The organism is Kineothrix sp. IPX-CK (assembly GCF_039134705.1).
Classification (GTDB): domain Bacteria; phylum Bacillota; class Clostridia; order Lachnospirales; family Lachnospiraceae; genus Kineothrix; species Kineothrix sedimenti.
On the sequence record NZ_CP146256.1, the window covers coordinates 1483718 to 1506734 of the forward strand.

At 43.4% G+C, this 23017-nt stretch carries 18 protein-coding genes and 1 tRNA gene; 15 read left to right on the forward strand and 4 right to left on the reverse strand.

Features of this window, described 5'->3' with window-relative positions:
* Window positions 1–38 precede the first annotated feature (38 nt).
* The 8 genes from V6984_RS06985 to V6984_RS07020 all read left to right on the forward strand — a co-directional run bounded on the left by V6984_RS06985 (window position 39) and on the right by V6984_RS07020 (window position 14809).
* A complete protein-coding gene (locus tag V6984_RS06985; protein WP_342759063.1) occupies window positions 39–755 on the forward strand; it encodes a LytTR family DNA-binding domain-containing protein in 717 nt (238 codons plus the stop codon).
* Complete coding sequence (locus V6984_RS06990) at window positions 752–2068, forward strand: ATP-binding protein (protein ID WP_342759064.1); 1317 nt, start codon at window positions 752–754, stop codon at window positions 2066–2068. Before V6984_RS06985 ends, V6984_RS06990 begins: the two co-directional genes overlap by 4 nt.
* 424 nt (window positions 2069–2492) lie before the next feature.
* The gene (locus tag V6984_RS06995; RefSeq protein ID WP_342759065.1) at window positions 2493–5672 is read left to right on the forward strand and encodes a glycoside hydrolase family 3 C-terminal domain-containing protein; all 3180 of its coding nucleotides are present in this window, start codon (window positions 2493–2495) and stop codon (window positions 5670–5672) included.
* A gap of 98 nt (window positions 5673–5770) precedes the next feature.
* A complete protein-coding gene (locus V6984_RS07000) occupies window positions 5771–6415 on the forward strand; it encodes a hypothetical protein (RefSeq protein ID WP_342759066.1) in 645 nt (214 codons plus the stop codon).
* A 200-nt stretch (window positions 6416–6615) separates the two neighbouring features.
* Complete coding sequence (locus tag V6984_RS07005) at window positions 6616–9609, forward strand: glycoside hydrolase family 3 protein (protein WP_342759067.1); 2994 nt, start codon at window positions 6616–6618, stop codon at window positions 9607–9609.
* Between the two features lie 271 nt (window positions 9610–9880).
* The gene (locus V6984_RS07010) at window positions 9881–11626 is read left to right on the forward strand and encodes a methyl-accepting chemotaxis protein (RefSeq protein WP_342759068.1); all 1746 of its coding nucleotides are present in this window, start codon (window positions 9881–9883) and stop codon (window positions 11624–11626) included.
* Window positions 11627–11740: 114 nt separating this feature from the next.
* Window positions 11741–14194: a glycoside hydrolase family 3 C-terminal domain-containing protein gene (locus V6984_RS07015; protein ID WP_342759069.1), complete on the forward strand. Its 2454-nt coding sequence runs from the start codon at window positions 11741–11743 to the stop codon at window positions 14192–14194.
* A 15-nt stretch (window positions 14195–14209) separates the two neighbouring features.
* Window positions 14210–14809, forward strand: a complete 600-nt coding sequence (locus V6984_RS07020) for a hypothetical protein (protein ID WP_342759070.1) — start codon at window positions 14210–14212, stop codon at window positions 14807–14809.
* Here V6984_RS07020 and V6984_RS07025 read toward each other — a convergent pair.
* Together V6984_RS07025 and V6984_RS07030 are read right to left on the reverse strand one after the other, a co-directional pair.
* Window positions 14796–15125: a hypothetical protein gene (locus V6984_RS07025; RefSeq protein ID WP_342759071.1), complete on the reverse strand. Its 330-nt coding sequence runs from the start codon at window positions 15123–15125 to the stop codon at window positions 14796–14798. The two genes, V6984_RS07020 and V6984_RS07025, sit on opposite strands and share 14 nt — an antisense overlap.
* Before the next feature lie 405 nt (window positions 15126–15530).
* Window positions 15531–15603, reverse strand: a tRNA-Val gene (locus V6984_RS07030).
* A 117-nt stretch (window positions 15604–15720) separates the two neighbouring features.
* Between V6984_RS07030 and V6984_RS07035 the strand changes: the two genes are divergently transcribed.
* Both V6984_RS07035 and V6984_RS07040 read left to right on the forward strand, forming a co-directional pair.
* A protein-coding gene (locus V6984_RS07035) for an IS3 family transposase (RefSeq protein ID WP_342759072.1) occupies window positions 15721–17141 on the forward strand; the annotation gives its coding sequence in 2 pieces (ribosomal slippage) (window positions 15721–16207 and window positions 16207–17141; 1422 coding nt in all).
* Window positions 17142–17312: 171 nt separating this feature from the next.
* Window positions 17313–18068, forward strand: coding sequence for a class I SAM-dependent methyltransferase (locus V6984_RS07040; protein ID WP_342759073.1), 756 nt, complete (start codon window positions 17313–17315; stop codon window positions 18066–18068).
* 13 nt (window positions 18069–18081) lie between these two features.
* Here the strand turns inward: V6984_RS07040 and V6984_RS07045 are convergent, their stop codons facing one another.
* The gene (locus V6984_RS07045) at window positions 18082–18957 is read right to left on the reverse strand and encodes a DUF6544 family protein (protein WP_342759074.1); all 876 of its coding nucleotides are present in this window, start codon (window positions 18955–18957) and stop codon (window positions 18082–18084) included.
* Window positions 18958–18987: 30 nt separating this feature from the next.
* Window positions 18988–19596: a TetR/AcrR family transcriptional regulator gene (locus V6984_RS07050; RefSeq protein ID WP_342759075.1), complete on the reverse strand. Its 609-nt coding sequence runs from the start codon at window positions 19594–19596 to the stop codon at window positions 18988–18990.
* Between the two features lie 244 nt (window positions 19597–19840).
* Between V6984_RS07050 and V6984_RS07055 the strand changes: the two genes are divergently transcribed.
* The 5 genes from V6984_RS07055 (at window position 19841) to V6984_RS07075 (ending at window position 22974) form a co-directional block, all read left to right on the forward strand.
* Window positions 19841–20491: a TetR/AcrR family transcriptional regulator gene (locus V6984_RS07055; RefSeq protein WP_342759076.1), complete on the forward strand. Its 651-nt coding sequence runs from the start codon at window positions 19841–19843 to the stop codon at window positions 20489–20491.
* A complete protein-coding gene (locus V6984_RS07060; RefSeq protein WP_342759077.1) occupies window positions 20481–20873 on the forward strand; it encodes an FMN-binding protein in 393 nt (130 codons plus the stop codon). The genes V6984_RS07055 and V6984_RS07060 overlap by 11 nt, the downstream gene beginning before the upstream one ends.
* Window positions 20874–20891: 18 nt before the next feature.
* On the forward strand, window positions 20892–20966 hold the full coding sequence (locus V6984_RS07065) for a hypothetical protein (RefSeq protein ID WP_342759955.1): 75 nt from the start codon (window positions 20892–20894) through the stop codon (window positions 20964–20966).
* A gap of 98 nt (window positions 20967–21064) precedes the next feature.
* Entirely contained in the window at window positions 21065–22834 is a 1770-nt protein-coding gene (locus V6984_RS07070) for a S8 family peptidase (RefSeq protein ID WP_342759078.1), read from the forward strand.
* Window positions 22831–22974, forward strand: a complete 144-nt coding sequence (locus V6984_RS07075) for a hypothetical protein (protein ID WP_342759079.1) — start codon at window positions 22831–22833, stop codon at window positions 22972–22974. Before V6984_RS07070 ends, V6984_RS07075 begins: the two co-directional genes overlap by 4 nt.
* Window positions 22975–23017: the final 43 nt, after the last annotated feature.

A 23017-nucleotide genomic window follows, 5' to 3' on the forward strand; every position in this document is an offset into this window, starting at 1 on the left:
GGATAATTTGGTACAATGGCAGTAAATAGGAAGGGAGGATGAAAACAATGATTCGTATCGCTGTCGTAGACGATGATCCAATAAGTGTTGAACAGTTAAAAAGCTATTTGGCACAGTATCAGAGGGAGCGCGGTCAGGAGCTAAGTATCGTAACTTTTTCAGATGGAGATGAGATTGTAGAAAACTATAAAGCGGAATATGACATCATTCTTCTGGATATAGAAATGAGATTTATGGACGGAATGACAGCGCCCTCCGTTATTCGTAAAAGTGATCCCGAGGTAATCATTATTTTTATAACGAATATGGCCCAATATGCCATTAACGGATATACGGTAAATGCAACGGATTATGTGCTCAAACCTGTGTCTTATTTTTCTTTTTCACAGAGTTTGGATAAAGCTATTGGCAGGATTAACCGGAAGATAAATAATTTTATTGCGGTAGGAGTAAAGGGTGGAACGGTAAAGCTTTATGTTTCCGACATTTGTTATGTTGAAAGTCAGGGGCATCGATTGATTTTTCATACTCGCACGGAAGAATATGTTACCTTTGCTACTATGAAGGAGGCGGAGGAGAGACTAAAGGGGACAGACTTTTTTAGATGTAATAAGGGCTGTCTTTTAAATCTGGCTTATGTGGACGGCGTGCAGAATGACTGTGTGATTATTAATGGTGAAAGCATAGCGATCAGTCGGGGAAGAAAGAAGGAATTTATGGAAGAACTAACAAATTACCTGGGAGGAGCGATATGATGGACCAAGTAATCCTTACTGAGATTCCGAGACTATACACTGGAATCGCGGAATGGGCGGCGTGCAGTGTATATATACTCATGCTGAAGAAGAGATACCGCGGCGCTGCCATGTGGCTGTTTATGGGATCAACGCTGATTATACAATGCCTGGTTCTGGAACTGTCAGGTCACTTTTCTAAAAATTTTTGGCTTTTGGGCATGTTCCTGGCGATTGGCCTGATGCTTCTTTACTTTTATCTTTCCTGCGAGATGAATTGGATCAACGCAGGATACTATTGTATAAGAGCCTTTATTTTGGCAGAATTTGCAGCTTCTTTGGAATGGCAGCTGTATTATTATATAGTGGGAAGCACACAAAACTTAAGTTTATGGCTAAGCATACTTGTTTTGGCGGCAACTTATGCAGTAGTATATGTAGGAGTTTTCTTTTTGGAAAAGAAACACATGTACCTCTCTCAGGAAAAAACGACGGCAAAGGAATTGGTCTTCGTCATTGCGATTGGTTCGGCAGTCTTTTTTGTGAGTAATTTGAGCTTTGTCTACGCCAATACACCTTTCAGCAGTCAGATTACAAGGGAGATTTTCAATATTCGTACCCTGGTTGATTTGAGCGGTCTCACTATTTTATACGCGTATCACATTTTGAGGAGAGAGATGCAGGCAAAGTACGATTTGGATGCCATGCGGAATATTTTACAGAGTCAGTATACTTTATACCGTAAGTCAGGTGAGAGCATCGATATAGTCAACCGTAAATATCATGATTTAAAGCATCAGATAGCGGTTCTGCGGGCGGAAGAGGATTCGGCGAAGAGGCTGGCGTTTCTGGATGAGATGGAAAGCGAAATCAAGATGTATGAGGCGCAGAACAAGACGGGTAACTCCGTGGTGGATACTATTCTGACAGGAAAAAGCATTACCTGCCAGAAGCATAATATTGAATTGACATGCGTGGTGGATGGCAAACTCCTGAATTTCATGCATGTTATGGATATATGCACGCTATTTGGGAATTCGCTGGATAATGCTATCGAATGTGAGATTCAGATTGAGGAACAGGAGAAAAGGCTCATTCATGTGGAAGTGGTTTCGAAAAAGGACTTTATCGTGCTCCGTTTTGAAAATTATTTTGAAGGGGATATTGAAATTGAGGATAATCTTCCTGCTACTACGAAGGCGAACAGGGAATATCACGGATACGGAATAAAGAGTATCAAATACACGGCAAAAAAATATGGTGGATGGGTGACGATAAATAAAAAAGGGAACTGGTTCGAGCTCAATATTGTAATTCCGGCACCAAAAGAATAAATTTGATAAGGGGTGGACTGCCCCTTATTTTTTTATTTCATAGGAAAGATCTTGTTACGTTGCAGTAGTAAAGTTTCGGTTTCCTATGAAATAAAAGCACTCCGTGCAGGATACGCAGCTTCGCGCGCGGAACAAAAGCTGAGCTGCCGAAGTATTTTAGCGTGAGAGTGTGCGAAGCACACTTTTGTTCTTCTGAAAAGACACTTTATAATTACATAGATGGGGGATTGTTTGACATAAGAAAATCGGTTACAAAACAGGAATCTGGATTTGCATTTCCCCCTTTGTTAAATATAAACATATCTAAAAGCAGTTTATGAAAGAAAAAGGACAGTTTGTGTAAACCAAGTCAAAAAAGAAAAAATTATGATATATTTTAATTGCCTAAGTTCTTTAAAAACAGGCGAGAAAAAGGAGGGAAATAATGATTGAGAAAAAGTTAAAAAAATTAATGGCTCTGATGTTATCCGGAGCTCTTGTACTTAGTCTTACAGCCTGCGGAGGCAATGTAGGGCAGACTGAAAGTACAACCGAAACCCCAAAAACATCTGCGAGTCCAGAAGAAACACAGACAGCGTTATCGGAAACACCTGTTCTGTATGAGTCTGCATATACAAGTAAGGAAGAAGCATTACAGGCGGGGCTTGATTTAAATGTGGCGATTTCTGAAGAGGGTATGATCCTTTTAAAGAATGAAGGTGCTGCACTTCCGCTTGCAGGCGGAGCAAAAGTCACGATGCTTGGTTACGCGGCAGTCGATCCGAATGCAGGTTCCGGCGCGAACGTCGTTGACGCTTCTGCCGGAGCAGCTATTGCGGAGACCACCGTAATCTCAGGAATGGAAGATGCAGGGTTTGCTCTGAACAAAACAGTCCTTGACCTCTACACGCAGTGGGCATCAGAGGAGGTAGAAGGGGCGGAGGCAGATGAGCAAGGGAATGTTCCCAAGAAAGCTTCCGATATCCTGGTGGCAGCTGATTTTGCAGAAGCTTCCGGGACTGATGAATGGAAAGCATCTCTGGGAGAGTACGGCGATGCGGCTATAGTTGTCATTTCGGGCGGCACCGGTGAGATTGCAAAGGACGGAAGAATTCACTCCCTGCAGCTTGATGATGAGCAGTATGACCTGATTGATTATGCAGCTGCAAATTTTGATAAAGTTATTGTGCTGGTAAATAACTGTACTCCGATTGAAATTGCAGAAATTCAAAAAAATGATGCAGTTGATGCGATTCTGAATATCGGCGAACCCGGCGACAACGGATTTGAGGCGCTGGGGAGAATTATTGCCGGTGAAGTGAATCCTTCCGGCAGAACGGTTGATACTTGGGCGGTAGATTTTACGCAGAGCCCGTCTTACACGATTTTCAACACCAGAACCAGTGCAACGGCACAGGGTGAAGACGGCAACGGCACAATGACCGGTTATACCAGGTACAGTGTAAACGGCGAACCGGTAAATACATGGTCCGTAGGTTATGAAGAAGGCATTTATGTAGGTTACAGATATTATGAAACCAGAAGCTATGAAGAAAACAAATCAGGCACGGAGGATTCATGGTGGAATGCGAATGTAAACTATCCCTTCGGTTATGGTCTTTCCTATACTGACTTTACATGGGAAGTGACTCCTGCTACAGCAGCAGATTCTGCGGTGACCAAAGCGGATACTCTGACATTTGACGTCAAAGTAACCAATACCGGCGATGCTGCAGGTAAGGAAGTTGTTCAGTTATATTATACGGCTCCTTACGGCACAGAGGAAACAGGCAATGATACGGTAATTGAAAAATCATATGTTGTTCTCGGAGATTATGCAAAAACAGGTATACTTGAACCGGGCGCAAGCGAGGTCCTACAGGTTTCCGTTGATGTTTCCGATATGGCTTCATACGATGATGTGACAGATAAGACATACGTTTTGGATGCAGGTACTTACAATGTTAAGGTTGCAGGCAATGCTCACTATGGCATGAGCGCAAATGATGTTGATTTTAATTACATTGTTGCGCAAAAGGAATTGTGTAATGAGGCGGTTACAGGTGTGGAGATCACCAATGCTTTGGACGATGTAACAGAAGGTTTTGCAGACGAAGGGTATACCGCTTTATCCCGCAGTGATTTTAAAGGAACAATGCCGGATGGCTTTGAGGCTGTAAAAGAAATCTCTGAAGAGGAATATGCTACATGGGACTATGATGATGCGGCATACAACGCTTATTATGATGCGGCGGCAATCGGCACACCCGTTTATGAGACAGATGCTGCAAATCGTACAGCAGATAAATATTCCATGGTTTTGTCCGATCTGATTGGCGCGGATGCAGACGATGCGAGATATCAGGAATTGGTTGAACAACTGACGTTACAGGAATTAGCGGATTTGGTCAATGTAGGCGGATTCAATTCCGTTGGCATACCGTATATCGGCAAACCATATTCACGTGATACCGATGGCCCTAAGGGATGGACAGGTAACTACACCGATACAAATGACAGGTTCAACTACTTTAGTTCAGAACCCATGATTGCAGCTACCTTTAATGAAGACCTTCTTTATCAGATGGGAGAAATAATCGGCGAGCAGGGCTTGTGGGGTAACAGCACGGTATCAGGCGGAATCGTATACAGCTATACCGGGTGGTATGCACCGGGTATGAACATTCATCGTTCCCCTTTTGACAGCCGGGTAACAGAGTATTATTCTGAAGATCCTTTCCTGACAGGAAGTCTGGCTGCTAACGTATCTCAGGGTGCAAAATCAAAGGGATGCTATATTACGCTGAAGCATTTTGCATTCCATAATGACGGCGGCGGTGCCACCACATATCGTTTCGGGCCTATATCGACCGGTACGGGAATGGATGGTCTGTCCGCATGGATGACAGAGCAGACAGCCAGAGAAGTTTACCTGAAAGGGTATCAGAAAGCAGTAGAAGAAGGTGAAGCTACTTTCGCAATGGGATCCTTTACAAGAATCGGCAAGACGTGGTGTTCTGCAAGCTATGGTGTTATGAACCAGATTACCCGTGACGAGTGGGGATTCAATGGTGCTGTTGTAACGGATATCGTATTATACAATTCCTGTAATGCATATCAGTTGATTAAAGCAGGCGCTAATATGATGTTAGATGCCAAGGTTTATGGTCTTGAAGGCGGCATATATCTGGATATAGAAGAAATCCTTGCTATGGATAAAGATGCTCAGAATATTACAATCCACTGTATGCAGGAAGCTGCCAAGCAGATCTTGTATATGGTTGCAAACAGTAATGCGATGCAGCTTCCCAAGGGCACGAAGGTAATTTATACAGATACCGTTGAAGTTGATGGTGAAGATGTTGCTGTAACACTGGCAGATGCCAAGGTTGGTGAAGCATATACTTCAGATGCGTTAAACACTGCTGTTTTAAATACCTACTATGCATATTCTGATATTGCTTATACGGTAGAAGGATTGCCGGGGGGAATGACTTTTGATGCGGCGACCGGTATTATCGGCGGAACGCCGTCTGCAGCAGGCGACTACACGATTAAGATTACGGCAGAAGCAACGGGTTATGAACCGGCCGCTATTGAGCTTGCGCTTATAGTTGCTAAATAATCATACGGAATATATAATAAAAAAATAAATCGGAACAGATGCAGATGCGGCGCGGTAAGCAGGTGCATCTGTTTCGCTAAATCAGGAGGAGTGATGTAATGAAAAAGAGAGCAATAGCAGCTTTGTTTATGACGGCAGCAATGGTATTGATGACTGCCTGCGGAGGCGGCGGTTCAGAAGCCGGAAGCAACACTACGGAAGAAGCGAATAATGAGGTGAAGGAAGCGGACGGAACAGAATTTATTTTTGAAGCAGAATACACTGTATTGGAAGGATTGGAGGGGCTTGGAGTATCCGGTTCTCCGACAGGCATCGGCCTTGCAAAAGAAAATGCTGATGCAAGCAATGGCTTTTATGTAGGGGAGCTTGGCTTAAAAAGTCCAATTACCTTTGTCATCACATCAGATGCGGATACGACAGCTACGCTGAAAGCATTACTTGGCTCTAATACATTAGGAAACTGTACCTGGAATCCTACAAGCTTCGTAGTTACTGTAAATGGTGAAGCAGTTCAGTATGAGGAGTTTACAACAGATAACGGTACGGATGCAAGCAATCAGGAAAATTTCAAAACAAAGAATCTTGGCGAAATCCAGTTGAAAGCAGGCGAGAACGAAATTATTTTTGTTGCCGGTGAGAATACCTATCGCAGCAATATGCCAAGTGCACCTTCCATTGACTGTCTGAAGATTACGGCAGGCGCAGCGCTTTCCATGGATGAGGTTGTAGAAAACATTGAATAATAGTAACTGTTCAGTACCTTCACAGTTACATGTGAAAATCCATTAAAGTCACCTTCGGTGATGGGATTTTCACTTGCTGTTCTACGTATTTTTACGGTCAGCGCAGTAAATGCGCAGACCTGTTGAACAGTTACGAGTAATACCTAAAAATTGTGCCCGCGGGTCTGAAATAAGAAGCTGCGGAAGAAAAGGAGATAATTATGGGTTTTATTTGGGCTCATAAAAAAACAAAAATTTGGTTTATCGTGACGGCTATCGTACTTGTTCTTGTAATTACGGTAACAGCTGTTCTATTGAGCGTACCCATTGTTACAAATTCATTAAGCCTTGTTTTTGGCGGAGAACGCGCCAATGTGGTAGAGGATAACAGAGTTGAGTGGTATGACAGACAGTATTCCAGTAAGGAAGAAGTATTAAGCGCAGCAAATGATTTTGTGACTGAGGTGGAAAAGGAAGGAATCGTACTTCTCAAAAATGAAAATGATGTGCTTCCCCTGTCCGCAGATGGCGCACGTGTCAGTGTATTTGGCAAGAATTCAGTGAATATTGTTTATTCCGGTTCCGGTTCAGGCAGCAGCAGTAGCGGGGCAACGCAGAAGACGTTATATGAGAGCCTGGATGCAGCGGGAATCTCCTATAATGAAACGCTTAAGAGTTTTTATGAGAATTCCGGCAAATCCGGCAGCGGAAGACCGGGAAATCCTGCCATGACATCAGGACAGAGGCTGCCCGGTTTCGAAACAGGGGAAACGCAGATGGATTCTTATACATCTGATGTGACGGGCAGTTATGCAGATTATCAGGATGCGGCAATCGTTGTTTTTTCCAGAATCGGCGGAGAAGGCTTTGACCTTCCCAGAACAATGGCAGACAGCTTTGGCGGCGACGCCGTCTTGGGAGCTTCTTCTGCAGATAGCCATTATCTGAAATTAGACGCAAATGAAAAAGCGCTTTTGGAGCATGTAAAAGAAAATTTTTCCAATGTTATTGTTGTTCTGAATGTGGGCACCACCATGGAAATACCGGAATTAAAGGCAGATGAAGGAATAGATTCCATTCTCTGGATGGGATTTCCGGGGGCAACGGGTGTTATGGCTTTGGGACAGATTCTGACGGGAATAGATACGCAAGGGAATCAGATTAGTCCCTCCGGTCATACGGTAGATACCTGGGTTGCAGATTTTACGATGGATCCGACCTGGTATAATACCGGCGTTTATGGAAGTGAATTCGGCAACCGCTATCTTTATGAAGGTGACAAAACGGATTATGCTTTTGTAAACTATGAAGAAGGTATTTATGTAGGATATCGTTATTATGAGACCCGCGGATATGAGGAGACGAAAGCGAACCCGCAGTCCACATGGTATGAAGACAGCGTAGTCTATCCTTTCGGGTATGGTCTTTCTTATACTGCGTTTGACTGGAATGTTTCCTTTGCGGAAGCTGATGGAAGCATTATTGCGGCAGATGATACGCTAGAGGTATCCGTGACGGTTAAAAATACCGGAGATTATGCCGGAAAAGATGTTGTAGAGTTGTATTACAGCGCACCTTATGATTATGAAGGGCCTGCAATTGAAAAGGCACATGTTGTTTTAGGTGATTTTGCCAAAACAGGACTTCTGGCTCCGGGAGAAGAAGAGACGCTTACGCTTACTCTGGATGTGAAGAATATGAAGTCTTATGACTATGCGGACGCCAATGAGAATGGTTTCAGCGGCTACGAGCTGGAAGCAGGGGATTACAATATCATCGTAGGAAGCGATTCACATACGGCGAAGGCGAGTGCAGTATATACCTTGAATGACAGTGTGCAGATGCCCACTGATATGAATGCAGACGGCGAAGAAGCAGAAGTTGTAAATGCATTTGATGATGTGAGTGCCGGTATTTTCGGGACGGACACCTATGCATCCTATGTATCCCGTAAAGATTTTGCCGGTACGGTTCCCACAGCCTATTTGGACGACAGTGAAAGAACCCTGACAGATGAATTAAAGGAAGCGCTGGATGAATCAATCAAGCGTAAATACACAGAGCCTGATGAAGGAAAGCCATGGGAAGTAACGGGAGATGCGCCCTCTGCCACACCGGTAAATAACGGGCTTTCTCTGAGGGATATGCTTTATGCCGAGGACGGAAGTTACGTAGGAGAGGTGTCCTTCGATGACCCGCGCTGGGAAACGCTGCTGAATGAAATATCTCTTGAGGAGATGAAGAATCTGGTCGGTTTCGGCGCTTTCCGCACAAATGAGGTAAAGGGCATTGACGGGGTGGTCGGCAAACCTCTCACGACAGATGCAGATGGTCCCAGCGGGTTTACGAGCTTTTTATCAGAATCAGTCGTATACGGGACTTGTGCTTATCAGGCAGAATGTGTAATGGGCTCCACCTGGAATGTTGCTCTGGCAGAGAGAATGGGTGAGCTGGTAGGTGAAGAAGGTCTTGCAGGCAATGAAAAAGGTGACGGATTGCCTTATTCCGGTTGGTATGCACCGGCCGTGAATATCCACCGTTCTCCTTTTGCGGGAAGAAACTGGGAATATTATAGTGAGGACGGCCTGCTGTCCGGCAAATTCGCCGCAGGTGTGATTCGGGGAGCAGAGAAAAAAGGCGTCTACTGTTACGTGAAGCATTTTGCAATCAATGACCAGGAGACGGATCGTGAATATAACGGTATACTCGTATGGGCGAATGAACAGGCAATGAGGGAGATTTATCTTCTGCCGTTTGAGATTGCAGTAAAAGAAGGCGGGGCAACAGGCATGATGTCTTCCTTCAACCGTGTGGGTATGAAATGGGCAGGCGGCAGCTATGCACTTCTTACGCAGGTGCTACGTGATGAATGGGGCTTCCATGGCTCGGTCATTACGGACTATAGCTTAAATACCTATACACACGTGGACGAGATGATCCGTGCCGGCGGCGACTTGTTCTTAACGCAGGATGCCAAGACATTTGCCATGACCGATGATGCAACGCAGATTACGCTTCTTCGGCAGGCGACAAAGAATATTTTGTATTCGGTTGTCAACAGCAATGCCATGAGTATCCAATCAGATGGCTATCTGCTGCCAGTATGGATGCTGGTGATGATATTTGTGGACATTGCCATTATTGCAGCTTTGATCCTTTGGGGCGTGTTTGCGATCCGTTCCGTAAAAAGTGGGAAAAGCATGAAAAAAGCGTAATTCTATAAACAAAGTGTTATAAAAAAGTTAAAGAGAGCTGCCGCCAAGAGGTTGCGGCTCTTTTTTGCTGTGGAAGGGAAAAACAATGGAATTGAAATATAATGAGATGACCATGTGAGAAATGCCTTTTTGCGCCCCTTTCAATGTCAAATATGTTTATAATGCAGTTTGTGCTCTAAAACCGACAGTTTATGACATTAGATACGATAAAGGAAGATAAATGATAAGATATGATTGTCAAAATATGTAAAAACAATTTAAGGGGGAAGTTATGCGCAAATCCATAGTATCTCGTATCTTATTCATATTAGTTTTTCTCACCGGATTATTTGTGGTGAATACCGCTCTTAGCGGAGTTACAAACTCACAGATCCGGCTGTCCACAGATCTGATTTCCGACTCTTTTCTCAGCTTAGAATATGAACAGGTGAATTTGGTAAAGAGCATGGATGGAATCAACCTATCTATCCAATTCTATCTGTTAAGCAATGAGGAAAGCGGCGGGGAAGAAGCGGTGACGTCAATCAGGGACGGAGTCGCCCAAGGCGAAGCAGTCATAAGCAATATAGATGCAATTTGTAAAGAATTCTCAAACAGAGCCATGAATACGGCATTGACGGAGGCGTATGCGCCCTATTATACAGAAATGGAAGATTATCTGGGGCAAGCGTCTGCAATCGCCGGACATATAGAAAACAATGACAGAGCGTCGGCGCAGGCTGCCTATGAGACCTTAGAAAAATCATCCGGTGAGATGTCGGAGGCAGAAAAAGGTTTTCAAGAGGTGCTGGATTTAAGCATCGCGCATGAAACCGGACTGATACATTCGAGAGTCACCAGATCTACTATGATCATCTGGATTATGGCGAGTCTGTTCATATTATCTGCATCAGCAGCCTTCTATGTTTGCATGAAGACAATAATCGCTCCCTTGAAAAAGACAAAGGATGATTTAAACGGCATTATCCTGAAGCTGGAAACCGGAGAGGGAGATTTGACAGCGCGGATAGGCTGCAGCAGTAAGGATGAGATCGGTCAGATCGTGAAGGGAATCAACAGCTTCCTGGAAGCCTTGCAGCAAGCCATGCTATCGATCAAATCGGGCTCTCATACCATTCAAGGCACCACGGAAACAATTAATGCCCATATATTGGAATGCAAAGATTCTGCTTCCGGCATTTCCGACGCTTTGACCGAGATGTCAGCAAGCATGGAGGAAATAAATGCCACCCTGCAGAACATCGACGGGGGAGCGCAGAACGTTCTTCAAGCCTCCAATACTATGGAGGAATCCGCTCGTTTTGGTTCTGCACAAGTAGGAAGTATTGCCGTCCGGGCGCTGGAGGTAAGTGCTCAGGCGGGAGAGAGCAAGGAAATGACGAGGAAGGTCATGCAGGAAATCGACGGTAAGATGGAAAGTTCCATTGAAAAAAGCCGTTCCGTAGAAAAGATAAATGAGCTTACCGATGCAATTCTCGGTATTTCCTCCCAAACGAATCTTTTGGCATTAAATGCCTCTATCGAAGCGGCAAGAGCCGGAAATGCAGGAAAAGGTTTTGCCGTTGTGGCGGAGGAAATACGAAAGCTGTCGGAGAACACCAGGGATATTGCCAGCGATATTCAGACAACAAATACTCTTGTGGTAGCTTCCGTAAAAGAGCTTGCTTATAATGCCCATGAGCTTATGACTTATATCAAGGAAAATATCCTAGTGGATTACGATGAGTTCGTAGCCATCACAGGCAGCTATAAAAAGGATGCAGGGACAATAAATGAAATGCTCCTGGGGTTCGAGAGTAAGGCAAAGGAACTGCGGGAAATCGCATCGCATATGGCGGAGGGCTTAAGCGGAATTACCATCGCGGTAGAGGAAAGCGTGAATGCAGTGGTTCAGTCCAATGAGGATACCAATATACTTTTTCATTCTATTATCACAATAAGTGACGAAGCCGCCCATAATCTGGAGACTGTAAATGTGTTGAGCGGTGAGGTGAATAAATTCAGAAAAGTGGAATAGCCGCAGAGCAGTTTGTGAAACAGATAAGGCATTTTACGCAACGGATAAAAAAAGTTACAGTATGCGTGCTATTATGGGTATGGAAGAAAAAGCAGATTTGTTAATGGCAGTCTTATGATATGCAGGGAAGAAGAAAGGCGTGTGGAATACATGATAGATTATAAAGAATTGATAAGTAGGATGACGCTGGAGGAAAAGGCATCCTTATTGTCCGGAAAGGATATGTGGGAAACCAAGACCATAGAGCGGCTGAACCTTCCGACCATTATAATGTCGGACGGACCTCACGGGGTACGCAGGCAGGTAGGAGCGGGAGACCATCTGGGACTGAATGCCAGCTTGCCCGCCACCTGTTTCCCCACTGCGGCAACCGTGGCAAATAGCTGGAACCCCGAGATAGGAGAGCTGGTGGGTTCCTGTATCGGAGAGGAAGCGCTTGCGCAAGGTGTGAGTGTAATCCTGGGCCCTGGAATGAACATAAAGAGAAGCCCTCTTTGCGGACGTAACTTCGAATATTACAGCGAGGATCCCTATTTGTGCGGGAAAATGGCGGCGGCAGAAGTAAGAGGACTTCAAAGCAAGGGGGTTTCTGCCTGTCCGAAGCACTATGCGGTGAATAGTCAGGAATTGAGACGGATGTCCAGCGACTCCATCGTCGATGAAAGGACGCTGCGGGAAATCTATCTGACGGCATTTGAAATCGTGGTAAAGGAAGCGAGGCCTAAGAGCCTGATGACCTCCTATAACCGCATTAACGGAGTATATGCCAGTGAGAATGAGAAGCTTCTCCAGGAAATCCTCAGGGATGAATGGGGGTTTGACGGTTTTGTTGTGACGGACTGGGGAGGTTCCAACGACCATGTAGAATCCGTTAAGGCCGGAAACCATTTGGAAATGCCTACCACGGGCGGAGACAGCGACAGGGAGCTGGCGAAGGCCGTACGAGAAGGAATAGTGAAGGAAGAGCTGTTAGACCGGAGGGTGGAGGAGCTTTTGAAGATTATTTATGAAATACATCCGGTCATGGAAACGCATAAAAATAAGGATATACCAATAGAAGAACATCACAATGCGGCGAGAAGAGCAGCGGCGGAAAGTATTGTTTTGCTGAAAAATGAAGAGAATCTGCTCCCTGTTTCGAAGGACACAAAAGTGGCGATAATCGGAGATTTTGCCAAGACTCCCCGTTACCAAGGTGCGGGATCGTCTATCGTTAACTGCACGAAGCTGGATAATACGCTAGATGTTCTAAAGGACTATGAACTTACCGTCGTTGGTTTTGAAAGAGGTTATGCGCGGGGAGGCAGGGAGGATGCCGATATGCGCAGGGCTGCATTGGAGCTGGCAAAGAAAGCGCAGATCGTTCTATTTTATCTCGGATTGGATGAAATCAGCGAGACCGAAGGACTGGACAGAACCCATATGAGGATCCCGGAAAGTCAGGTTTCCTTACTTGCAGAGGTGGCGAAGGTAAATCCCAATATTGCAACGGTAATCTCCGCAGGTTCCGCTATCGAAATGCCCTGGATGGATAAATGTAAGGCGGCACTGCACGGTTATCTGGGGGGGCAGGCAGGAGCAGGGGCAATGCTTCAGGTGATTACCGGTCAGGTATGCCCCAGCGGGAAGCTGGCAGAGACTATTCCTCTCAGGAGCGAAGATACCCCGGCCTACCATTATTTCCCGGGAAGAGAATACAGTGCGGAATATAGAGAGGGACTTTACATCGGTTACCGCTATTACGATAAAGCGGAGGTTCCAGTACAGTTTCCTTTTGGATATGGACTAAGCTATACGTCTTTCGCCTATTCCGATTTAAGTGTTGCAGAAAAGGAAGTGAGCTTTACTCTGACGAATATCGGCGATGTGGATGGTGCGGAAACAGCACAGCTTTACATCGGTGCGAAGGAATCGGAAATCTACCGTCCGATAAAGGAGCTCAAGGGTTTCTCCAAAGTGTTTTTAAAGGCGGGAGAGTCAAAACGAATGGTTATTCCGCTGGATGATAAAGCTTTCCGCTATTTCAATGCGGGAAATAACCGATGGGAGGTGGAAGAGGGAGAGTATCATGTCCTTATCGGAGCTTCCAGTGCGGATATAAGGCTTAGAGGTAGTTTGCATATCTTAGGTGAGGCAGCAAAATGCTGGTATGATAAAGAAGCTATGATACCCTATGAAAGCGGCAGGATACAAGCAGTAAGCGATAGAGAATTCGCCGCACTTTTGGGGCATGATATACCCGATGGGCGCTGGAATGAGGACGGCATCCTGGATGTAAATGATGCCCTGTGCCAGATGTACTATGCGCGAAATGGTTTGGCCAGATTAGCTTATAAGGTGCTGACAGGACTCAAGGATCGCAGCGAGAAAAAGGGAATTCCCGACCTGAATGTGTTGTTCATTTATAATATGCCCTTTCGTGGAATTGCCAAGATGACCAAGGGCATCATAACGATGGAGATGGCAAGGCAGCTTGTCCGGATGGTAAACGGCCACTTTTTTGCAGGACTTAAGGGATTCGTGGGAGGCTTTTTCAGAAGCCGAAGAGCTCAGAGAAATACGAAATAGGGCAGGAGGATGGTTTTGGACACGATAAAAAAGGATAATAAAGTAGTAAGTATATGGAGGAGCTGGAGAAAAAAACATCCGAATATCATGGAATTTTTCATTTTTTTTCTCATCAGTAACGGTGTTACGGTGCTGCAAATGGTTCTGATGCCTCTCATCAAATTCATTTTCGGATTTACAGATCTTGTGAACACGGCCTTCCGGGTTATTCCCGTTGGAACCAATCTGGATGGAAGCGTTTATTATGTATTTGACTATTCGGTAGGAGCAATCGCGGAAGGAGGCGGAGGAGGATTAGCTTATTTCCTTGCTGTGGAAATCACGCTGCTTATTGCCCAGATCATTAACTTCTTTTTGCAGAGGAATGTAACCTTTCAGTCCAACTCCAGCGTAGGGAAGGCAGCATTTTGGTATTTCGTATCATGGGTGCTCATTTCTATCGGAGCGGCGGCATTACAGGGACTTTATAAGACGCCGGTATACAATCTGCTGATGCAGGTGTTTGGAACCTCTCTGGGAATGACATTGGCAGATATCGTAACGATGTTTGTTAATAGCATTATATCCTTCTGGGTATTCTTCCCGATTATGAAGATTATTTTTAAGAAACAGTAATATACCAGGCAATAACTGCCAGCCCGGCACCAACAATGCAGCAAATAGTATCGTTCATTGTATCCACGAGCCCGGCTGGTTGAAGTGCTCCTTCGGGCATATGATTCTTAGCAGCATTTACCTTTTGCCATCGCTGTGCATTGCCATGGGATAGACAATCGCTTATATATTCAAGGACCTCCCAAAACACATGAAGTGTTATTGAAAAGGTAAAACCAAAAATAAGGATCCCCGGTTTATTTATGTCAGTGGAAGCTGCATTGACGATTGCATTTCCAAATCCCACAAAACCAATGCCGGACAGAAGATGAATCAATCGGTCCCACCATTTGTATTTGTCGTAAAAACCTAATGAACTGCCGAGATATAATGACGAAAATATAACCGTTAAATATAAAAAATTACTGAATGCATCGACCTTTATCTGAAATACAGCATTCAGAAATACAGATAAGAAAGACAATACAAATACTAAAGTAATAGTTTTTAATATTTTAAATTTTCGTTTAAAAACATAATATATCATCAATACAATTAATACACACCGAAAAATAATTTCACAATAATCCATCGTTTAATGACCATGCCTTTTTCACATTATTTCCTTATAATTTTTAGTGTGTACTGCGGTGGGGAAAATATGTATTAAATAACAAGAAAAGAGTACCATCAAACTATGGTAACATTATATGAGAAATAAGAATGTCAGAAAGAAAAATAATGGAGACAACTGGACTTGAACCAGCGACATCTTGCTTGTCGAGCAAGTGCTCTCCCGGCTGAGCTATGCCTCCATGATATAAAATTGTAACATGACCTGATGTATTACACAAGTATTTGATAAAGACTGTCGCATGTGCTGACCCCCAAAAGTTAGACCTAAAAATCTAACGATTGGAGGTCAGTATTTTATGTCCAAATATACTTTTGAATTTAAGAAAAAGGTTGTGATGGCTTATCTAAATGGAGAAGGAGGAAAAGATTATTTAGCAAAGAAATACGGTGTTTCCGCCTCGAGTAATGTAAAAAAGTGGGTCGATAATTACAAATCACAAGGTGACGAAGGTTTGATGCGTTTAAGAAAACAAGAAAAATACTCTTTTGAATATAAGATTTTTGTTGTAGAATTATATCTAACAAGTGAGGTTTCATATCAAGAATTAGCTATTCAAGAAGGAATTCATAATCCTGCACAGATTTGTAAATGGGTGAATGATTTTCAGATTGCTGGTCCTGATGCTTTGAGGCCTAGGAAAAGAGGTCGGAAGAACGTGTTTGATAAGCTAAACAATAAACATAAATCTCAGCCTATTGAAGCAAATCCAATAGACACTAGCGCTGAACATGTGAAACATCTTGAAGATGAACTTTTAAAGCTACGTATAGAGAATGCCTATTTAAAAGAACTGAGGAGGCTGCGTTTAGAGGAGGAAGCTCTTCTGAAAAAACAGCGAGAATCATCCACAGCCTCCGAGGAGAGTTCAAACTAAAAGATATTCTCGCAGTTGTAGGTTTTCCAAAAGCGGCATATATGTATTGGCAGAAAAGATTTAATAGAGAAAATCCTGATAAAGAGCTGGAGGATAGGATATTAGATATTCATGAGAATAATAAGGATTATGGATATCGTCGTATGTATGGAGAACTCAGGAATCAGGGATATACAGTAAACAAGAAGAAAGTCCAACGAATTATGCAAAAGCTTAGTCTCCAAGTTATGTCTTTTACCAGGAAAAGTCGTAAGTATAGTTCATATAAGGGGAAAGTTGGAACAGTTGCACGTAACAGAATTTGCAGACGTTTCAATACTCATATCCCACATCAGAAGATTACAACTGATACTACAGAGTTTAAATACTATGAGGTAGATTCCAAAGGACATATGACAATGCACAAGCTATACTTGGACCCGTTTATGGATATGTGCAATAGTGAAATCATAAGTTATGGCATAGATAAGCATCCCTCTGCAATTAATGTAATGAATGCTCTTGATAAGGCTATTGAAATAACATCCGATTGTCCTTACCGAAGAACTTTTCACTCAGATCAAGGTTGGGCTTATCAAATGAAAGCTTATTCACATCGTCTAAAAGAAGAACGAATCTTCCAGAGTATGTCAAGAAAAGGCAACTGCCATGATAATTCAGTCATGGAGAACTTCTTTGGTTTATTAAAACAAGAGATATACTATGGTGTGGTATATTATAGTTATGAAGAATTAAAAAATGAAATCGAAGGTTACATAAAGTATTATAACGAACAAAGAATCAAAGAAAAACTAGGATGGATGAGCCCTGTACAATACAGGCTCAATCTCTTGGCTGCATAAAATTAGCGAGGCAGCCGAAGCTGTCTCGCTAATAAAGTCTAACTTATTGGGGTCACATCAGCATTCTATATGCCGATGGTCTTTTTTATTGCTGTAAATGAAGTAGGAAATATGCTATACTCGGAATGTGATAAAATGATGTGAATATAATATGCGAAAGGGTTGTGACGAATGAACGAAGCAAAATTTACAGGTAAGGCAAATATTTATTCTAAGTATAGACCTTCCTATCCGGATGGCTTTATTGAATATCTTTATTCGGAAGTCGGAATTACGAAAGAGAGCGTTATCGCGGACATTGGATCCGGGACAGGAATATTAACTGACCTGCTATTAAGACAAAACAGCTATGTTTATGGTGTTGAACCCAATAAGGACATGAGAAACATCGCAGAAAAAGAGCTTACCGCATATGATAATTTTGTGTCCGTAAATGCTTCAGCTGAAAACACCGGTTTATTGGATGATAGCGTTGATTATATTACTGTTGCCCAGGCGTTCCATTGGTTTGACAGAATAAAATTTAAGTCAGAGTGTAAAAGGATACTAAAAAGTCAAGGTAAAGTAATCCTCGTATGGAATAGCCGGGACGATAAAAGCGAACTGGTTATGAAAAATGAATCCATCAATCGCAAATTCTGTCCTGATTTCAAGGGATTTTCTGACGGTATGAGAGGAGAAAGCCCCGAAGAATACAGTGACTTTTTTAAAGATGGGATTTGTGAATATAAAACTTTTAGATGTGACTTGATGTTTGATGAAGATAGCTTTATCGGAAGAAATATGTCCGCTTCATATGCGCCTGAAAGAGGCGATAGTAATTATGAACCTTATATTTTAGAGCTGAAAAAGCTATATGAGGAATACAGTGTTTCGGGAAGCTTATGTATGCCTAATATAACAAAAAGCTATGTCGGTGAAGTATAATCATAATAAATATTCAGATGTACCCCAAAAGATTGTTTTTTATTTCTTTTATCGAGTACTGAATCTCAATGCTGTCGCTCACAAAATATGTGCTGTCACCATCCGGGAGCATCCAATTTACACTAACACTTCCCGGCTGAAAGTAGCCATTCTGCTCTTTGTAATCAGAATAGATTACATACCACGGCACCAGCGAGCTGCCTTTTCCATTTTCGTCCATGTAGCGGTCATTGGTATCAAAACGACTAATGTTGCCATCAGTGTCAAAAGAAAATCTTCCCTTAGCAGAGACTCCTTTCCATGCGATCTCGCCTTCGACGGTGTGGTCGTCGATCATTGTCCATGAAACATACTCCTGTAAAAATAAAGACGGCATATATACTGCGTCTGCCAGCGCCGTTATCAATTGCCCCTGATCCATTTCGGCCCCGGTAGAACGGAAAAGCTGAAACTGCTTGGCAAATACGCCGGTCATAGAGCCGTATCCGTCCAGCACACTGTCTTTAGCCTGCAATGGAATCCCTGCAATTCTTCCCGTCAAGAAAGCATGTCGGTCAGGTCTGCCTACAAAATTGACCTGCATGAATTTAATCTTAATGGGCTTTCTGCCTGCCGCCATGCAAAATTTTGTGTTATGAAAATTTATCAGCATGTTGTTCATAGCGGGCTTTCCCATATATCCGCCATTGATGATGTGCTGACAAAGCGGAGCCGGCAGCCTGGCAACATAATCTTCCGTAAATATACTTTGTGTGCTTCTCTGCCTATTTGTTTCGGCGAAAGAACATTTCACATCTGCCAGATATTGCTTCCAAAGCCTGCCGCCTGGCATTGCCATATACATCACTATGATTGCCGTCGCAATCAAAACTATAACTATCCAAAGCATATATTCCACCTCATATCAAATGATGATAATTCAAAGTCTGATTCCCCCCATAAGGATTTCTATGAAATCGCTCACAAGCCGGTCGAAATCCTCCAGTTTATATAATTGATTTTCTATGGCACACATAACGAAACCGAGTAAAGCACTAATTATCATCCATGAAGTGTTCGCTATATTTGGCTTCAAGACTCTTTGGGCTATCCCGTCGGCAAAGAAATTATCAAGCATGTCTATTCCTGAATTGGAAGGCTTATCATTTCTGCTTTCATTAGCAAATATCGCATTTGTTCCGCTATACATAATAGCCTTTGCCATTTCAGGTTCACTGCAAAGGCTCATAACAAAGACGTTCAAAAGGCTGCGTATTCGCTGATCTATTGAAAGTGCAGCATTGCCATTTATGATGGCAGCAGCATTGCTCTCAACTTTATGATAAAGATCGTAGGACATATCCGAAATAATCTCGGCTTTGTCTTTGTAGTAAAGGTAAATTGTGGTCGGAGAATACTCAATTTTCGCGGCTATCTTTCTTATTGACAATTTTTCATAGCCCTCTTGTTCAATAAGTTCAATAGCGGCACCTTTTATTTTCTTTTTCATTTCGGCTTTTTCGATATCACGCCGTTCTTTGATACCCATATAATTGCCCTCGTTAACGGTGTTAATTATATTTACTGTGTAATTATACTTCAATAATTGCAGTGTGTCAATGTACTTATAATGAAAAAGCGGAATAATTAATCAACGGGTGCGGAAACAAAACCAATCTGCTTAAGTGTACGGTGAGGCAAAACCCTTTCTTATATTAAAATATAAATTGACAAGGAGAAAATATAATATTATAATTAAACTATGAGTTTAATTAATTGGAGTGAGATAACGAATGGGACGAAGAAAAAAAGAACCGAAGAGTGTACACCGTGAAAATATTGCTTGTGCGGCTCAAGCCCTCTTTATAAAAAATGGTATAGAAGCGACGTCTATGGATGATATAGCGAAGGCGGCGGGATATAGCAAGGCTACTTTGTATGTGTATTTTGAAAATAAGGAGGAGATCGTCGGATTACTGGTGTTGGAGAGCATGAAGAAGCTGTATGCTTATATTGCCGTCGCTTTGGAAGGACAGGAAACGACACGGGCCAGGTATGATCATATATGCCGCGGAATAGCGCAATATCAAGCGGAATATCCTTTTTATTTTAAAATGGCACTGGATAAGATTAACGTTGATTTTGACAGTGGAAGTTATTTGCCGGAGGAGCAGGAAACATATCGTGTCGGAGAGGAAATAAACGAGAAGATACGTCAGTTTTTGTGCGATGGGATTGTGAGGGGAGAAATACGTGCCGGAATAAAGGTTTTGCCTACAATCTTTGTATTCTGGGGGATGCTGGCCGGTCTCGTTCAGACGGCGGCAAACAAGGAATGCTATATTGAAAAAGAAATGAAGCTGTCCAAAGAAGAGTTTCTGGAATATGGTTTTGACACACTTTACTATTCTATTACGACTATGGAGGAAATGTATGAGCGATAAAAAGAAGATTGTTATTTATGTTATAACGTTTGTTTTGCTTGTTGCTTTTGCTTGTCTTGTAATTTATCTGAAAAGTGTCTCGGATTACAAGAAGGCGGTCAAAAGCATTGTCTTTGAAGAGATAGATCTCGCGGAGGTCGCGGATGGAGTATATACCGGAGACTGCAATGTTAATTTTATATACGCAAAGGTAGAGGTTACCGTGCAAGATGGGAGAATTGAGAATATCAGCATATTAGAGCATAGAAATGAGCGCGGAGAATCTGCGGAAGCAGTTGTGGATAAAATAGTTGAAGAACAAAAAATAGATGTCGATGCGGTATCGGGAGCGACAAATTCGAGTAATGTTCTGAAAAAGGCCGTTGAAAATGCACTTGAGTAAGGCTGGTTTACGGGAGCAATGTGCGGCATATGCTGTCAGGACTTGACCGGATTGGGGAAATATGCGGATTTCGACTGGTTTGAAGTGAAATAATCTAGAATCGGAATAAGTTAATAAAAATATGGGATTGCGTGTGAACTGCCAAAGGATAAAGCATACAATAACAGTGATAGAAATTTTGAAGGATGTATATGGATTCTCAAAAATTAGAAAATCTTTTGAATCTGGCACTGAATGCTTCCAGAGAGGAGCGGGAAAAATCTCTTGTTTTGGATGTCGGCTATGATCCGGAGACGAGTGTATGGGAACTGATCGTGAAATATAACGGCGATCTGAGTCGCCTAAACAATCCAATCATTGGCGTGGAGGAACTGATTGCCGGTTATGCGATCATTACTATACCGCAAAGTCTGATAGCCTCGTTGGTGGAGCTGGAAGAAATAGAATACGTGGAAATGCCTAAGCGTCTTTTTTTCAATCTGCAGCAGGGAAAAGAAGCTTCCTGCATATTGCCGGTTACTGTGAGAGACCCTTTTTTGACCGGTCGCGGGACACTTGTTGCAATAATAGATTCGGGTATCGACTATGAAAGAATGGATTTCAGGCGGCCGAATGGAACGAGCCGTATTTTATATTTATGGGACCAGACCCTTCAACCGGATGAAAGCAGAGGATTTGCGCCCCCGGAAGGCTTTCTGATGGGAGTGGAATTCAATAATATGCAGATAGACGCCGCTTTGGAGCAAAGCAACCCGGAGGAAAAGTTCCGTATGCTGCCAAGTCTGGACGTGACGGGACATGGAACAGCGGTGGCAGCGATTGCTGCGGGCAACGGGCTTTCGTCTGACGGAAGATATGTGGGAGTGGCACCGGAAAGCGAATTAATCATTGTAAAGCTGGGAATGGCCAGGCAGCCTTCTTTTCCGAGGACTACAGAGCTTATGCGCGCGCTGACTTATGTAGTGCAAAAGTCGGTTGCACTTGCCAGGCCGATGTCTATCAATCTGAGCTTTGGAAATACATACGGGGCGCATGACGGTACCTCCTTGCTGGAACGTTTTATGGATAATGTTTCTGAAATAGGAAGAAATGTCATCTGTGTGGGAAGCGGTAATGAGGGAGCTGCGGGAGGCCACGCGGCAGGTGTTGTATCGGGCGAGACAAGAGTAGAACTGGCGATAGCGTCCTATGAGAGGACGGTCAGCGTGCAGCTTTGGAAGGAGTACGCGGATATTTTTCTGGTAACTCTCATTTCACCGGGCGGAGAAAGACAAATCGTGGACACCAGACGATCGGGGACGATAAGGCTTACGATGGAGCAGACTGACGTCCTCATATATATAGGGGAGCCTTCTCCGTACAGCGTTGACCAAGAAATATATTTTGATTTTATTCCGCGCCAGAATTATATCAATTCGGGTGTGTGGACATTTCTGCTGCAGCCGGTCAAAATCGTGACGGGGAATTACTATTTCTATCTGCCAAGCAGCGTAATCCTTAACAGCGGAACAAGGTTTTATTCGCCTACGCCGGAGGTGACCTTCACAATACCCTCTACGGCCCATAAAGTAATTACGGTAGGTGCTTACAGCAGTATCTACGATTCATACGCGGACTTTTCCGGCAGAGGATTTCTTCTGGAAAACCGGCTGGAGAGCAGAATCGCCAGCGAATGGGTAAAGCCGGATCTCGTAGCTCCCGGCGTGGATATATCGATCAGCGATGGGATGGGCGGGACGGAATTGGTGACCGGGACTTCCTTTGCCACACCTTTTGTGACCGGATCGGCATCGCTCATGATGGAATGGGGAATTGTGATGGGCAATGATCCTTATCTTTACGGGGAGAAGGTGCGGGCTTATTTGAGAAGGGGAGCCAGGCCGCTGCGGGGAGAGGCGGTTTATCCTAATGCCAGAGTGGGGTATGGGGCGCTTTGTCTGGCGGATAGTCTGCCGATTTGAAAAAGATATCCGAGGCAGGCAGCATAGATGTAACGGGGGCTCTTTTGTATCCAGCCGGTTATATTATCTTATCGATTGTTATAATCGCGATACTGGTAATAGTGACAGATAGATTTTATAAAAAGAAATTAGCAAAATAGAACTAAAAAAGCTGAAAACACCGAATTGTTCGGTGTTTTCAGC

Coding starts and splice junctions, on each gene's coding strand:
- V6984_RS06985 (WP_342759063.1), top strand. CDS start 39: ATGAAAACAATGATTCGTATCGCTGTCGTAGACGATGATCCAATAAGT.
- V6984_RS06990 (WP_342759064.1), top strand. CDS start 752: ATGATGGACCAAGTAATCCTTACTGAGATTCCGAGACTATACACTGGA.
- V6984_RS06995 (WP_342759065.1), top strand. CDS start 2,493: ATGATTGAGAAAAAGTTAAAAAAATTAATGGCTCTGATGTTATCCGGA.
- V6984_RS07000 (WP_342759066.1), top strand. CDS start 5,771: ATGAAAAAGAGAGCAATAGCAGCTTTGTTTATGACGGCAGCAATGGTA.
- V6984_RS07005 (WP_342759067.1), top strand. CDS start 6,616: ATGGGTTTTATTTGGGCTCATAAAAAAACAAAAATTTGGTTTATCGTG.
- V6984_RS07010 (WP_342759068.1), top strand. CDS start 9,881: ATGCGCAAATCCATAGTATCTCGTATCTTATTCATATTAGTTTTTCTC.
- V6984_RS07015 (WP_342759069.1), top strand. CDS start 11,741: ATGATATGCAGGGAAGAAGAAAGGCGTGTGGAATACATGATAGATTAT.
- V6984_RS07040 (WP_342759073.1), top strand. CDS start 17,313: ATGAACGAAGCAAAATTTACAGGTAAGGCAAATATTTATTCTAAGTAT.
- V6984_RS07045 (WP_342759074.1), bottom strand. CDS start 18,957: ATGCTTTGGATAGTTATAGTTTTGATTGCGACGGCAATCATAGTGATG.
- V6984_RS07050 (WP_342759075.1), bottom strand. CDS start 19,596: ATGGGTATCAAAGAACGGCGTGATATCGAAAAAGCCGAAATGAAAAAG.
- V6984_RS07055 (WP_342759076.1), top strand. CDS start 19,841: ATGGGACGAAGAAAAAAAGAACCGAAGAGTGTACACCGTGAAAATATT.
- V6984_RS07060 (WP_342759077.1), top strand. CDS start 20,481: ATGAGCGATAAAAAGAAGATTGTTATTTATGTTATAACGTTTGTTTTG.
- V6984_RS07070 (WP_342759078.1), top strand. CDS start 21,065: ATGGATTCTCAAAAATTAGAAAATCTTTTGAATCTGGCACTGAATGCT.